Origin of the sequence: uncultured Adlercreutzia sp. (assembly GCA_910585575.1) — a bacterium.
Taxonomy (GTDB): domain Bacteria; phylum Actinomycetota; class Coriobacteriia; order Coriobacteriales; family Eggerthellaceae; genus Adlercreutzia.
This window is the reverse complement of the sequence record CAJUFS010000017.1, coordinates 18,869-33,236: the sequence shown is the minus strand read 5'-3', so window position 1 is coordinate 33,236 and position 14,368 is coordinate 18,869. Positions and strand designations below refer to the sequence as shown.

11 protein-coding genes are annotated in these 14,368 nt (G+C 61.9%); 2 read left to right on the top strand and 9 right to left on the bottom strand.

What is annotated here, in order from left to right:
• Positions 1–113: 113 nt before the first annotated feature.
• The 4 genes from QZ307_RS03665 to QZ307_RS03650 form a co-directional block, all read right to left on the bottom strand.
• Positions 114–1,730, bottom strand: a complete 1,617-nt coding sequence (locus QZ307_RS03665) for an FAD-dependent oxidoreductase (RefSeq protein WP_295996022.1) — start codon at positions 1,728–1,730, stop codon at positions 114–116.
• A 153-nt stretch (positions 1,731–1,883) separates the two neighbouring features.
• Positions 1,884–3,329, bottom strand: a complete 1,446-nt coding sequence (locus QZ307_RS03660) for an MFS transporter (protein WP_295996020.1) — start codon at positions 3,327–3,329, stop codon at positions 1,884–1,886.
• 241 nt (positions 3,330–3,570) lie between these two features.
• Entirely contained in the window at positions 3,571–4,461 is an 891-nt protein-coding gene (locus QZ307_RS03655; protein ID WP_295996017.1) for a LysR family transcriptional regulator, read from the bottom strand.
• A 58-nt stretch (positions 4,462–4,519) separates the two neighbouring features.
• Entirely contained in the window at positions 4,520–5,161 is a 642-nt protein-coding gene (locus QZ307_RS03650; RefSeq protein WP_295996015.1) for an NAD(P)-dependent oxidoreductase, read from the bottom strand.
• A gap of 153 nt (positions 5,162–5,314) precedes the next feature.
• On the opposite strand from QZ307_RS03650, the gene QZ307_RS03645 reads away from it, so the two are divergent.
• Both QZ307_RS03645 and QZ307_RS03640 read left to right on the top strand, forming a co-directional pair.
• Positions 5,315–5,728, top strand: coding sequence for an Rrf2 family transcriptional regulator (locus QZ307_RS03645; RefSeq protein WP_295996012.1), 414 nt, complete (start codon positions 5,315–5,317; stop codon positions 5,726–5,728).
• Between the two features lie 83 nt (positions 5,729–5,811).
• Positions 5,812–7,263 carry a helix-turn-helix transcriptional regulator gene (locus QZ307_RS03640; RefSeq protein ID WP_295996009.1) on the top strand — a complete coding sequence of 484 codons (1,452 nt, stop codon included), beginning with the start codon at positions 5,812–5,814 and terminating at the stop codon, positions 7,261–7,263.
• A 182-nt stretch (positions 7,264–7,445) separates the two neighbouring features.
• Here QZ307_RS03640 and QZ307_RS03635 read toward each other — a convergent pair whose 3' ends face one another.
• The 5 genes from QZ307_RS03635 to QZ307_RS03615 all read right to left on the bottom strand — a co-directional run bounded on the left by QZ307_RS03635 (position 7,446) and on the right by QZ307_RS03615 (position 13,480).
• On the bottom strand, positions 7,446–8,156 hold the full coding sequence (locus QZ307_RS03635) for a molecular chaperone (RefSeq protein WP_295996004.1): 711 nt from the start codon (positions 8,154–8,156) through the stop codon (positions 7,446–7,448).
• A 139-nt stretch (positions 8,157–8,295) separates the two neighbouring features.
• A complete protein-coding gene (locus QZ307_RS03630) occupies positions 8,296–9,123 on the bottom strand; it encodes a DmsC/YnfH family molybdoenzyme membrane anchor subunit (protein WP_295996001.1) in 828 nt (275 codons plus the stop codon).
• A gap of 1 nt (position 9,124) precedes the next feature.
• Complete coding sequence (locus tag QZ307_RS03625; protein ID WP_275206737.1) at positions 9,125–9,715, bottom strand: 4Fe-4S dicluster domain-containing protein; 591 nt, start codon at positions 9,713–9,715, stop codon at positions 9,125–9,127.
• Positions 9,715–12,609, bottom strand: a complete 2,895-nt coding sequence (locus tag QZ307_RS03620) for a molybdopterin-dependent oxidoreductase (protein WP_295995998.1) — start codon at positions 12,607–12,609, stop codon at positions 9,715–9,717. The genes QZ307_RS03625 and QZ307_RS03620 overlap by 1 nt, the downstream gene beginning before the upstream one ends.
• A 49-nt stretch (positions 12,610–12,658) precedes the next feature.
• The gene (locus QZ307_RS03615; RefSeq protein WP_295995995.1) at positions 12,659–13,480 is read right to left on the bottom strand and encodes a hypothetical protein; all 822 of its coding nucleotides are present in this window, start codon (positions 13,478–13,480) and stop codon (positions 12,659–12,661) included.
• Between the last annotated feature and the right edge of the window lie 888 nt (positions 13,481–14,368).

The following is a 14,368-nucleotide window of genomic DNA, read 5'->3' as shown; positions in this document are numbered from 1 at the left end:
CCCCGCCAGGGGGAGGCGGGGCAAAGAGGTTATGACCTTGGCGGGCACCCATAAGGGAGGGAGGGGCGGGCGCCTGCGAGGCCCTCGAATTGGTTGCGAATCGCAGCTTCGGCTTACAGCTCCTTGATGGCGCTCTGCACGGCCTTGCGGCCCGAGTAGCAGCAATAGCCGGAGTTGCCGCCGCATACGGCGATGTTGTAGGTGTCGCCGAAGATGGCGCAGCCGTCCATGCCGGCGCCGTAGAGGCCCGGGATGACCTGCTGCGTGGCGGACACCAGCTGCATGTCCTCGTTGAGCTTGTAGCCGCCGATGGACTTGATGATCTGGAAGTCGATGCGAGCCGCGTAGAAAGGCGGGGTGGCCACGGGCTTCAGGTAGGTCGGATCGGTGCCGAACTCGTCGTCCTTGCCAGCCTCGCAGTAGCCGTTGTAGTTGCTCACGGTCTCAGCCAGCACAGCGGGGTCGAGCCCCATCTGGGAAGCCAGTTCCTCGATCGTGTCGGCCTTGAACACCGAGCCGGCGTCGTCGGCAATAGCTCCGTCGATCTCGTCCTGCAGGCCCTCCAGGTTGGCACCGATGCCCGGGCCGAACATGTAGTCGACGTACACGCCGCTGCCCTTCTCGAACAGATCCACCATGGAAGAGTCGAAGATGGTATGCACGGCACCCTGGGTGCGGATGCAGTTCGTGGCGATGTTCAGGTCGATCTCCTGCTGAAGATCCTCGCGCATGAAGCGGCGGCCCTTGTTGTTCACGGCCAACAGGCAGTGGCGCGTAGCACAGCCGTTGAGCGCCTCGCCGGCACCGTAGACGTACGAGTTCTGCAGCACGCACATGGAACGGGTGCCCGCACCGGCCTGCATGGCCATGCGGTAGCCGTCGCCAGTGGAGTCCTGGCCCGTGGTAGAGGCGGAGAAGGTGGTGTCAATGCCCATCTTCTCGGCGATAAGCTCCAGATCGCCCGCCGCACCGCCGGTGCAGATGATAACGGCCTTGGCGTTCACCTGAAGGTAGTCCTTGGAGCCGTCCTCCTGGGCGTACACGCCCTTTACGGCGCCGTCCTCGATGATGAGCTCGGTGGCAGAAGTCTTGTAGCGAACGTTGATACCGCCATCTTCCAGAGCCTTGGCCAGGCAGTCCATAGCTTGCTGGCCGTTGTGCTCCTTCCACCAGTGGAAGCAGTCGAACTTGCCCATGCCCTGGTAGTTATCGATCTCGCCGAACTCGACGCCATGGTTGACCATCCAGTCGACGTTCTCGCCCGAAGTACCGAAGAACTCCTCGTACTGCCAGTAGTTGGTGAAGTAGTGAGCGTACTCCTGCTCCTCAGCGATCATGTCGCGCACATCGTAGTCGGGAACGCCGGCGGCCTTCTGCAGCGAACTGCCGCTGCCGAACATGCCCTCGGTGAAGATGCCGGTACCGCCATAGGTGGCAGCGCGCTCGAGCACGACGACGTTCACGTTGGACTCCATGGCCTCGACCGCTGCGGCTAGGCCCGACCAGCCAGCGCCCAGCACGACAATGTCGCAATCAATGGTCTCGGCAACGTTCTTGGCCTCTTCGGCGGTCTCGCCGGTGTCGGCCAACGGAGCCTCGTCCGTCGAGGCGTTCGTTGCCGTCGGTGCGCAGCCGGACAGCGCGCCGGCAGCCAGAATGCCGCCGAAGGCCGCAGCGCCGCTCAGGAACGCACGACGAGATACGCCCTCGGTCTTTTCAAATTCAGTCATGTTTCTCCCTTTCCTTCGAAGTCTCCAAAACTTCATGGCTTGAAGTCTAGGTTCAGCGAAGGCGCGGGAGAATAATCAACCTATTGTGCTTGCTACAACCGCCCGTTGTAGCCCGTCCACGGGAAGAGACGTCAGAACCGTCCAGTGCGCTGGTTACTCGATAGCATCGACGGCGCGCAGTTCGGCATCGGCTACCGCATCCTCGGCGACCGCTTCAAGGGCCAGAGCGCGACGCTTGCGAGCGTACAGATACGCAATGACGGTACCGATGACGGCGATGGCACAGGCCACTGCCACCGCTGCCGCAAAGCCGTCGGCCTGGGCCACGGCAGCGGTCGTTCCCTCGGCCTGTACGTTGGCCGCCACGGCCGACAGCACGCCGATGAACAGCGACGGGCCGATGGAAGCGGCAATTTGAATGAACGTGTTCAAGATGGCCACACCGTGGGGATGCTGGTGAGGCAGCAGCGTCTGCAGACCGGCCGCCTGGGAGGGCGACAAGATAAGACCCACCCCCGCGTACACTGCCACCGAGGCCAGAAGCACCCCTATCAGGGACAGCTGCGTGGCGCACAGGCACACCGCCGCCTGACCCACGGCAATAAGCCCGAAGCCGGCGGGCAGCAGGGGCCAGCAGCCCTTGGTATCCATAACCTTACCGCCGACAAGCGCCGTCACCGCGTTCACCAGAATGGGCGCCAGCAAAAGCGCACCGGCCGCCAGAGCCGTGGCGCCTAACGCGCCCTCGAAGTACAGCGGCAGCAACACGCTCATGGAGAAGGTGGTCATCATGGCCACTACCATCAGCGCGCACACGGGAGCGAACAGGGAGTTGTGCAACGGCCCCAGGTTCAGCAGCGGGTTGGAAATTCGATGCTGGCGAATGACGAACACGGCCATGGCGGCCAAACCCACCACGATGGTCCCCAGCGCCAAAAGCGTCTCGGACGCAATGAGTGACAGGCCGAACACGAAGAAGAACAGCCCCGCCGCCGAAAGGACCACCGACGGCAAATCCAGTTTCACCGGCTCCGGCTCGTCGATGTTGCGCATGAAGAACACGCCGGCAATGGCCAGCAGCACAATGACGGCCGCAGGCGGCACAAGCACGCTGCGCCATCCGAAAGTGGTCACCATAACGCCGCTGACCACCGGGGCCAGCGCGGGCCCGAAGGTGATCATGCAGCTGCCGATGGACAAGTAGGTGCCCGTCTTCTCGTGAGGCGCCACGGCCAGTACCGTGCTCATCATGAGCGGAATGAACAGGCCCGTCCCTACCGCCTGAACAAGGCGGAAGACAAGGAACAGGGGCCAGGTAGGCATAAACATATCCACAATAAGGCCCGCGCCCAGGAAGCCGGCAGCGCTGAGGTACAAGGTGCGCAGCTTCAGGCGTTTGAAGAGAAACGCCGTGGTAGTAACCACGATGGCGGTGACAATCATATAGCCCGTAACCAGCCACTGCGCCGTATTGGCGCCGATGGAAAACTCGTTCATGATGCTGATGAGCGCCACATTGATGGTGTTCTCATTGAACGAGGCAACGAATGCGCTGCCGTATAAGACGGCCAACATGGGAATGACTTGACGTTTGTTCATGGATCCTCTTCGGTTCCGCACCGCTGCACGGTCCCCGAAATCCAACGAGCGAGTGCCGTGCAACTGGACTTACGTTACTGACTGCTCGTTGTAAGGACGCATGTTACAGAAATTGCCATCCCGCAAGCCTTCAGCAAATCACCGAATGGGGGCAACCGGTTCGGGAACGGCTCGGCATCGCGAAGAACCATAGAGAGGCGGCGGAGCGAAAGACGGCCGAGCCCCGTCGCCCTTCCCGCTCCTACACGACAGAGAGATAGGGCACCAGTGCCTCGCGAAGCACTTCAACGGCTTTATCGTCATAGAAGAACGGAGAGCGCATAAGATAGAGCCCCACCTTGCCGAGGGGATAAAAGCGCAGCTTTTCACGGGTTCCCTCAAACAGGAGACTGTGCCAGCTGATGACACCATCGCAGTAGGTCAGAACGAAGCCGTCGAGGTTCATGGTATCGCGTGCCTGGGGCACGAACTGCGGCGGCTGCGAGCAACCGTAGTCGGCAAGCACTGCATCAATCCAGGCCCGCGTCACCTCATTGGGAACAGGCAAATCAACAGTCGCGATATCGATCGGCGTCAAAACCTCCTTGGCCGCTAGAGGATGATCGCGCTTCAGAGCAAGGAACACTTTGATGTCGGCAAGCTTGACAGCGTGCTCCCCCACATCGGCTCCTCCGCTCGACACCACGAGCCCCAAGCTGCGCGCTCCGCTTTGCACGTCGATGCGACACTCGTCGCCATCCAGGTCATCTACGATCAGCCGGAAGGGGTGCCATGCGGAAGCGGCGCACTCCTGCACAATAGCGGGCATGGCGTCGGGGCGATTGCGCAGAAGCCCCTTCTCAACGCAGAGCGTCACCTGGGCGCCCACCGCCCGCTTTGCCTCCTCGAAACGCGCGAGCGCCTCGTCATATTCCCTGACGAGGCGCTCGGTGTCTTCAAAGAGGAACGTGCCCAGAGCCGTAGGCTCCATGCCGGCGCTCGTGCGCTCGAACAGCGTCACGCCCAGCTCTTGCTCGAGGGCGGCAATCTGCTTCGAGAGCGCTTGCTGGCTGATAAACAGCACTTTGGCCGCCCGCGACAGGCTGCGCTCTTGGTACACCGCTCGAAAGCTGTTGATGTGCTTTATCTCCATGAGAGGCAGTTTAGCACATTGTAAGTACGGAAATTACATCTTACTTTGGCGCCCCTTGCTACTTGCCCACCACGCTGATGCGCTCGCGAATATGCGCCTCGGGCGTGCCGGTGCGCTCGGCTTCGTCCACCATGGCGATGGCGTAGTCGGCATAGCTGATCTGGGACTCGCCCTTGTCGTTCACCGTGAACTCCTCGCCAGCCAGAATGTAATCGCCCGTGCGATCGCCCTCGGCCTGGAAGTCGGCAGCCGGGGACACGAAGGTCCACTCCACGTTGTCGACGCCGCGCAGGAAGTCGAGCGTCACGTTCTGGGCGCTGGCCAGCGGCTTGAACACGTCGGGGAAATCGGGGGTGTCGATGAGCTGCACCGTGTGCTCGGGATTCATGTACAGCGAGCCGGCGCCGCCCACGATAAGCAGACGCACATCGGTGCCCGCCAGGATGTCCACCAGATGCTTGATGGTTGCGGAGTGCTGGTCGAGGGTCTCGGGCTCCCAGGTGCCGAAGGCGTCGACCACCACGTCGAAGTCCTTCAGGTCGTCGGTGGTCAGATCCATGATGTCCTTCTGGATGACATGCTGGGCGCAGGTCTTGTTCTCGCCGCGCACGATAGCGGTCACATCCTCACCGCGGTCCACAGCCTCCTTTACAACCAGACGACCGACACGACCATTGGCAGCGACAACGGCAATTTTCATAATGGCTCCTTTCGATTCAATTTGTAATTATCGTAATTACAACTTACGCTTGACAGTATCGGCGTTACGATATGTAATGTCAATACTTACATAAATGACTATTGAGCAACGAACGATTCAGCTGCGCTCCGAGCAGCTTTTCGGAGGGGGATCATGAAAATTGCGACGCGCTTTCCCATTGCCGTGCACACTCTTTTATGCATCGACTACTTTGACGGGGCCGAGCGCACCACATCCGACTTCATTGCCGGCAGCGTCAACGTCAACCCCGTCGTCATCCGCCAGGTGCTCCAAAAGCTGAAAGCCGCGGGTCTGGTGGAAGTACGACAAGGCCAGCGCGGCGCCCATCTGGGACGCCCCCTGGAAGACATCACGCTCTTAGACGTATTCCAGGCGGTGGAGGCCGTGGACGGCTCGCTTTTCGACTTTCACGACTCCCCCAATCCCGACTGTCCCGTGGGGCGCCGCATCAAACCGGTCCTCGGGCAAAAGCTGGATGCGGCGCAAAAAGCCATGGAGGAGGAGCTCGCCGCTACCACCCTGGCCGACCTGGCCGCGCAGGTGTAGAGCGAACCGAATCTGCAAGATAGACGGCGCTCGTCACACCGCTGCGCAGCGTCCTCCCGTAGGAGTAAAGCGAGGAGAGGATTATGAGCGAAGACATCGAGGGAGCAGATGCCCTCGACCAGAACGGCATCGACCGCATTCTCGATCGCTGGCCCATGCTGCCGCTTCTGTCCCTGGCATTCTGGATCAGCTGGCGCTTCATCGCCTTCAGTGGCACCATGAGCATTGGACTGGGGAAGCAGGACGTACTGTTTTATCTCACGCTGCTCATGGGCTGCATAGGGGCCGTCGCGCTTCCACGGTTCACGAAGCGCACGCTTACCATTCCCGTCACCGTCCTGGGCGCCCTCGCCTCCCTCGGCACGCTCTGTCTGCTCTTCGCAGGACCCCAGGGACCCTTGGCCTCGTCGATGCTGATTCAAGCTCTCTCGCTGGCCGGCGCCGCCCTGACGGGTCTTGGCATTGGCTGCATCGCCATCAAGTCGTGCATGCTTCTGGGACGGCTCCGACCGACAGAGATCTGGATCTGGCTCGCCTACACGGAATTTGTCGTCGTGAGCATCTATTTCGTCGTGCTCGGCACCGCCGGACCTTTGGCCTCGTTCCTTTTCGCTGCGCTCCCCTTGCTGGCAGGGGTCACAGCCAGCTTGGGAGACCGCGCTGCCCGGCATTGGCCCGCGCGCATCGAGGCGACCGCTGACGAAGCGGCCGTGCCGAAGAGCACGTACCTGAAATTTGCGCTTTTCGTGGCCCTGCTCTCCATCACCTGCTATCTCGCGCGCCTCGTGTCCACGCAGGGCATCGCCGACCCTTTCTCGACCAATATGCTCGCGTGGCCTGCCTTGGGACGCATTCTTCTGGCCCTGGCCATTCTGGGAGGCGTGGTCTTCTTCTCCCGGCGATTCCCCTTTTCGCGCATGTGCGTCTTCGTGATGGTGATGATCCTTGCCGTGCTGGCCTGCATGTCGCTTCCCGGATTTGACAGCTTCTGGCTCTTCACGCTCACTGCCTTCGCCCATCCGGTGCTCGAGTGCCTGACGCTGGCCATTGCCGCCTGCCTCATGTACCGCACACCGGAGCGCTCGCTGTTCATTGGCGCCTTGGCCCTGGGAGCGCTCTACGGCGTGGTGCCCATTGCCGAAGGCATTGGCTGGGCCATCGAGGCGCTGGCCCCCGAAGCCCTGAGCACCGTTTTTCTCATCGTCGTTGTGCTGAGCGCCGCCGACGCCCTGCTGTTTCTTCAAGACAAAACCTACGACAGCGTCATGGGATCGGTCGAGCGCCCGCGCGAGCAGGTTTCCCGAGGCAAGCAACGACGCCTCCAACAGGCGCTCTCTATCAAAGAGCGCATGAACCTGTCCCAGCGCGAGTACGACGTACTCTTGGAGATTCAGCGCGGGCAATCAGCCCAGAAAATCGCCGAGCACATGAACCTGTCCGTCCACACCGTCCGTGGGCATATTCAGAGCATCTACAACAAATGCGGCGTCCACTCCCGTGACGAGCTGGTCGACCTTATGAGCACCATCGAATAGCGCGGGTGTTCCAAGCGTGGGGCGCCGGACGCCCTCGATCGCAGCGCGCTTTCGTCGTACCCGTCTCTTCCCCGACCAGCTACGCCACCTCGTCCTTTGCGCCAAACGCAAGAAGGGTCCCGTCGTCACCATGACGACGGGACCCTTCGGCGTCTTCCTGGAATTGCCCGACGAGGAATTTCCTAAGCCGCAGACTCCTCGCTTGCATCGGCCGGGGCGCCCAAAGCACTCTCGACGTCGGCTAAATCGGCAGCAAGCAGCTCAAGATAGCCTTCAGTGGCCTTGAGAAGGCCCTTATAGAAGGGGGTGTTCAGCAAATGAAGCGCCACCTTCTGCATGGCGGGGAACCAAGCTTGAATGTGCTCGGCGAGGAACGCCTCCTGCACGGCGATATTGCGAGCGGCCTCGGCCATGTCGCCCGTCTCCAGCGCGGCGGCAGCCCGTTCGCACATCTTGCTCAAAAACTGAAGCTCGAAGGAGAGATGATCGTCGGGAATGCCGATCTCCGGATCCTTCTTGATGCACTCGGCCTTGTAGATGCGGTACACCGTGCGCGTTTCGGCCTGCATGAGCAAGCCCTCCTCCCCCACGAACACGGACTCGCAGGGATGGGCCACCTGGCCCTCGTAGGAATTGATACCGTAGAACGCCGACGTGTAGTCGACGTTGACGTCTTGACGCAGCGTAGAGCCGCCTCGATGCAGGTACGCGAGCATCTCGGAAAACCCGTCGGTCACACGCGCATCCTCAGGCAGATCGTCCACGGAAAGCTGAGCGATGGCATCCAGCTCCTCCTGGGACAGGGGTTTGTAATAGAGACGGGCCAGCATATCCAAAAAGGCGCTGTGACCCTTAAGCAGGTCCGCATACCCGACCATGATTGCCTCTTGCATAAAAGCCTCCTTCAAGGGCCACGGCGCCTTTTCTGCCGAAGCGGAAAAGGCGCCCGTCGTTTTTCAGGGAAAGAGCTCCACCGCACCGGGGCTTTGGAGGGAAAGGAGAACGGGTGCGGTGGAGCGGAAAATGGGCTGCCTACAGGACCAATCGGTCGGCCGCGGCCGCGAAGAAGTCCAGGGTGCCCGTACCCACGAGCCACATGAAGGCGCGCAGGCACACGCCGGCGATGAGGGCGAACACGCAGGCTGCCACGTAGATGCCCACGCAGTCGGCCTTCTTGAGCGCCGCTACGGCACAGGCCATGTTGGCGATGCCGCCGAGCACGATCACGCCGCCCCAGAAGAGCGCCGGCTCCATGGCCGCGCCCGACATGACGCCGTAGATCAGGCAGAAGACGAGCGAGGCGGCGGCGCCGATGACGCAGTACAGCGCGCAGCGCTTGGAAGCGGCCTCGCCGGCGTCCTTGGTGCCCACGGTCACCGCGCCGTAGACGGCGGCGGCCAGAGCCAGGTCGGTGCCCAGGTAGGCCAGGGGCAGCATCGGCGTGTTCCACAAAGGCTGGGCGCCCATCTGGTAGCCCGAGCCGGTGACGTAGCCCAGAAGCAGACCCACGACGAGGCTCACCACGGCGATCACCTTCATGGCGCCGGCGGAAAGCCCGCGCACGATGCCCACGAGGTAGACCACCGCCATGATGGCCACCAGGCCCACGAAGATGAGCTCCAGGGAGATGGCGCTGAACGACAGGATGTTCGCCGCGGCGGCCATGATGTGGGCTTTCTGCTCGAGGTGGGTGACCGAGAACAGGCCGCCCACGATGACGAGGGCCAGCGCCAGGATCACGAGGGCCTTGCGGCTCTTCGGCGCGATGCCGCTCAGCTCGGAGACGGACACGAGGGCCAGGATGGAGCCGCCCGTGCCGGCCAGGAGGCTGAAGAGGAGGAGGGACCATTGAATTTCCATGTTATGCCAGCTCCTTCCAAGCAGCAATCTTGGGGGACAGGATGTAGCGCGTGATAGGACCGGTGCCCGCATTGTCAGGCAGAGTGTGGATGCAGTCATCCGAGTACTTCGCCAGCTCCTTGGACACGTCGGAGTTCGGGTCGTCCAGATCGCCGTAGAAGCGGGCGCCCGTAGCGCAGCACACGACGCAGTTGGGCAGGCCGGAGCCGTCGGCGGTGCGGTGGCTGCACAGGGTGCACTTCTCCACAACGCGCTCGTCCTCGTTGAAGGAGCGCACGCCGTAGGGGCAGGCCATCATGCAGTACTTGCAGCCGATGCACTTCTCCTTGTTGACGAGCACGACGTCGGTCTCAGGATCGCGGTAGGAGGCGCCGGTGGGGCACACCTCCACGCAGGAGGGATGCTCGCACTGCTGGCACTGCACCGGCAGCCAGTACATCTCGATATCGGGGTGAGTGCCGGTAGGGCCTACGGTCACCACGCGGTTCCAGTACTCACCAAGGTTGATCTTATTCTCCATTTTACAGGCGACAACGCAGCCGTCGCAGCCAGAGCAACGGTCCAGGTTGACGACAAGACAGTTTCGAGCCATTAGTACACATCTCCCGTCTGAGGTTCGGACTGGAGCGTCGGCATGAAGGGCTGGAACTCCTTGGGCTCCACCCAGATGTTCTCGGGACGCTCGCTCTTCTCGATCTTCACCGTGAAGCCGCGCAGGGTAAACGAACCGTACACGAGGTTCCACGGGTTCTTGGTCTTCTCGGGATCGCCCTCGACGAAGTCCTCTTCGGACAGGTCAAGGTTCTCGACGAAGTTGGTGGTCAGCACGTTGATGTTGCACTGACGCCAGCCGCCGTCGGGGTTCTTCTGGGAAGCATCGTAGGCCTCGGGGTTCCAGAAGCGCTCCATCCACAGCTGTCCGGGCGCCTCGGCCTCGGTGAGGTAGGCACGAGCATGGGTGGAACCACGACGAGACGTGATCTTGATCCAGTCCATGTGCTCGATGCCGTACTCGGCCGCCGTCTTCGGGTTGATCTTGCAGTCGGGCACGGGGCACAGCTCACGGGCGAAGGCCGCGTGGCGCATGGTGCCGTGGTGGAAGTAGGGCAGACGACCGGACGTAATGACCAGCGGATACTCCGTGTCGGTGGTGGGATCCTCCACCGGCGGGATGTTCACGCAGATGGGGTTGTAGTCCGTCTCCAGCTGCTCCCACTGGGCCGGGTAGGCAATGGGGAAGCCCGTGCGGCTCATGTGCAGGTACATGGTGCAGTAGGGCTCCAGCTTGCGGGACTCCGTGGGGAAGCCGGCCGGCAGGCCGTCGTCCACGATTTCCTCGTGCTGGTTGTAGCAGTAGTAGTCCTCCTCGGGGATGACCTTCGGAATGAACTCGTCCTGGTGCTCCTTCAGGTACTCCCACGACTCGGCCTCGAACTTCTCGGCCACATGGTTGCGCAGCGTCTGCTCGGTCAGCTCGTCGCCGGGCTTGAAGTCGCCGCGGTTGAGCGGTGCCGGGTTGTCCAGATCCTCCGGCTTGTACTTCTCGCGGTAGCGCTGCAGCACACGGTTGGAGGAGATGAAGTTGTGAGCGGTCTCGCCCAAGTGCACCACCTCGGTGTACATGAACGTCTTGTTCTGCTGAGAGCCGGTGCCGTTCCACTCGAGCCATTCCTTCATGGGGAAGAACAGGTCGCAGGCCTCGTAGTGGAAGGAGGTGACGATGGGGTGCTGGCCGATGATGAAGTCCAGCTCGCCCAGGGCGTCGTACCACGAACCGGCGTTGCCGCACACGGCGAACTTGTTGCCCGAGAAGTCGTACCACACGCGCGGCTTGTAGGGCTCGCCGGTCATGATGGCGTGCAGGATGGAGGGAGCATGGGTGGTGTCCTGGTTGTAGAAGCCGCGGAAGCGGTTGAAGCCCAGCTTGTCCTTCATCATCTGCATGTACCAGGCCTGGGACTCCTTGTCCTCGAAGTTCTCCACGCGCTCGCGGTTCCACTTCTCGGTGTAGCCGGTCACCCAGCTGATGCCGTACTGGTTCACCCACAGATCGCGCATCATGGGGCCCCAGTAGGCGATGGGGCGGCTCTCGTAGTGCTGGTTGGTCAGGGTGATGGTGCAGCCGGGCTTGTAGATGTAGCCCATCATGGTGTCGAGCATCAGGCAGCCCAGCGGCGCCTCGGAAGCGCAACGCTGCTGGTCGGTGGCTACGCCGTGGGCGATGCCGGCAACCTTGGCGTCGGTGTAGAGGCGGATGGCCTCCTCGATCTTCTCGGGCTTGCACCAGCAGTACTCGCCAGCGGCCTCGAGAGTCCAGGGCTCGGCCTCTTCCCAGTAGATCTGGCCGGCGGTCTTGGCCTTCTTGCCGTTCACTTCCACCTCGGCCAGGATGACCGGGTCGACCGGAGAATCGGCCGGAGCGGTGTAGGGGAAGGGCTGAATGGAGTTGGTCTTCGCGTCGAAGCACACGTAGGCCGGGTTGGAGTACACCTCGTTCGGGTCGGCCGACGGGTTCTTGTAGTCCGGCCAGATCTCCTCGGCCAGGTACGGGAAGCGCGTGTCGGGGTTGATGAGGAACGGCAGGTTCGTCCAGTACTTGCAGAACTGCTCGTCGTACAGCTCGTTGTCGAAGATGTAGCGGATCCAGCTGAGCAGCAGCGCCGTGTCGGTGCCGGGACGCACGGGCAGCCACACGTCGGCCTTGGCGGCGTCGGGGCTGAAGTTCGGGTCAACGACAACGGTCTTGCAGCCGCGGTCGACGCGCAGGTCGGCCATGGCATGGCCGGAGTTAGCGGTCTGGGAGATGGTAGGCTGGGCACCCCAGATGACCAGCATCTCGCACTGCGGATCGTAGGTGTTGAAGGGCTCGACCACGCGGGAGTCGGCCATAGACTGCGAGCACACCATGCCCACCAGGGGTGCGCAGGTTACGCGGGGCTCGAAGCACTGGGCGCCGCCCGGCTCGAAGGTGTTGGGCGAGCCAAAGCCCTCGGGGAAGTTGTAGCCGTGGAAGCCGCAGTACAGACCACCGCCGCCACCGGAGGCGAAGAAGCTGTAGGGGCCGTACTTCTCGATGGCCTCGCCGATCTTGTCGGCGGCCAGCTCGATGGCCTCGTCCCAAGAGATGGTCTCCCAGTTGTTGGTGCCGCGCTCGACGTGCTTCATGGGATGCAGCACGCGACGCGGGCTGTAGCAGGTGTGCAGCTGGTTCAGGCACTTCACGCACACACCGGTCTTGTTGTTGGGAGCGTCGGGGTCGCCCTGGATGCGGGTGACCACGCCGTCCTCGACGGTTACCAGCACGGCGCAGGGCTGGATGCAGCCATGGCACATGCTCTTGTAAGTTTTGACTTCGGCGGGGGCGTCGGCGAAAGCCGCCGGGGCATCAGCCAGGCCCTCCGTCATCGTCGCACCTACCGCAGCGGCCACGCCGGCAAGGGCACTGGCCTTCGCGAAGGTGCGTCGCGTCATCGTGAGTTCAGCCACGATTGTTCTCCTTCTTCTAGCGTTCCTTCTCTTACTATCGCTTCGGCTGTTACGCCGTCAGATCGGCCAGGATCTTCCTCCCCTCTTCTGTAATGTTCCACTGGCCTTTCCAATAAAGCCCGCCCACACGCTCTAGTCGATCCAGATATATGCTTGGTTGTATCTGGGCGGCGCTTTTGTTCTCGTTTTGCAGGGCGCGCACGGCGCGCTCGATCTCGGCAAGGGGCTGCGGCGCTTCGGCGCACAGGCCCAGCACCATGAGATAGGTTTCGGTTCGGTCAGCATCTTGGGTAATAAGCTGCTTCAGCGGAGCCATGGGGTCGGTGGCCTCGACGTACTGGCGACCCAAATCAGTCACAATCCAGCGAGCGCCCACCAAACTGGCCAGCTCATCGACGGGCGCCTCGTCTTCGGCGACCGCTTCTTCCGCTGCGGCATCGGCAGCATCGCCAGCCTCGACATCCTCGGCGGCGTCATCCTGGGTGTCATCAATGGCCTCGGCAGGCTCCGCGCCCTCGGCTTCTTCGTCCTCCACGACAACGCGCTCGATGCCGCCATAGCGCTCGAGCACATCAAGAAAACGGCCCTCGGGCTGAATGGCGTAGGTGAACTCCGGAATCTCGGCGATGAATGCTTCGGCCTCTTCCGTAGAGTGCTCCTCATCGAAGAACATGAGAATGCGGCGATAGATCGGACGATTGAGCGGCTGCTTGCAAATGGCATGAGTCAAACCCTCAAGCGTGAACGTAACAGCGGCCTCCTCGTCGGCGCGCACGCGTTCTTCCAGATCCTCGATGGCGGGATAACTGCCCTCGGGCAGCTCGTCGGCCTTGGACGTATCGGTGTCCGTCTCGCTCATGACCATAGTCATGGCCGTCCCCCTTTCTTCCCTCGTCTTGCGAACAACGGGAAGGTTACGGGGACGCAACGGCCTCGCCCAGATTCATAATTATCTGAATTGATTAACTAACGAGGTTATTTCTGAACCAATTAAGAATTAACCAGTGGCCGAACTGGGAACTCCTGGTTTTCTACCCTAAAAATACCTCGTCCTCCTAGAGCAAAATAAGGGAGAAAGAAAGGTGCCTAAGGGGGTTAACTACTGCTTAACCCCAGGATCGGTGAGGCGCTATGCGTTCGGAAGAGCCTGGGTCCCACGCAACGGCGCGCACCAGGAGCGGCACCGGAAGGCGCCAAAGGTCGAACGGACCACCCGGCGAAAGAGCCAGGGGGACCAGGGTTCACGAGAAGGGCAGCCCCAAACGCAAGGGGGATACCGCAGAAGTGCCAGAGAGATTAGAGCCCGCGCGGAGGACAGCGCCCAGCGCCAGAGGTATCCAGCGAAAGAGCCGGGATGCCCGGAGGGCATGTCGTTCCTCCCCAATGACCCCCGGCTTGAGCCTCGCCGACCTTTAGTTCCAATAGAAGGGGATTTGGTACCCTTCGGCGCGTCAAAAACAGCCACATTGGTACCGTTCCTCAGCAAAAGCCCAGGTGGCTAGTTTCAGGATGGAAGTTGACGGGTACCAAAGACGCCGATTTTGGAAGTTAAGCGCTGCAGCTTCCACCACCGCGTAACTCACCGTCAAAACGTAGCGCGCTCCATCCCTGCAAAACTCATCGTCGGCCTTTCGCAGCTCCCCATTACCGCGAAACTCACCGTCAAAACGCAGCGCGCCCCCTCATTGCAAAACTCTTCGTCGGCCTTTCGCAGCCCGCAGTACCGCGAAGCCCACCGTCAAGACGCAGCAACCCCATC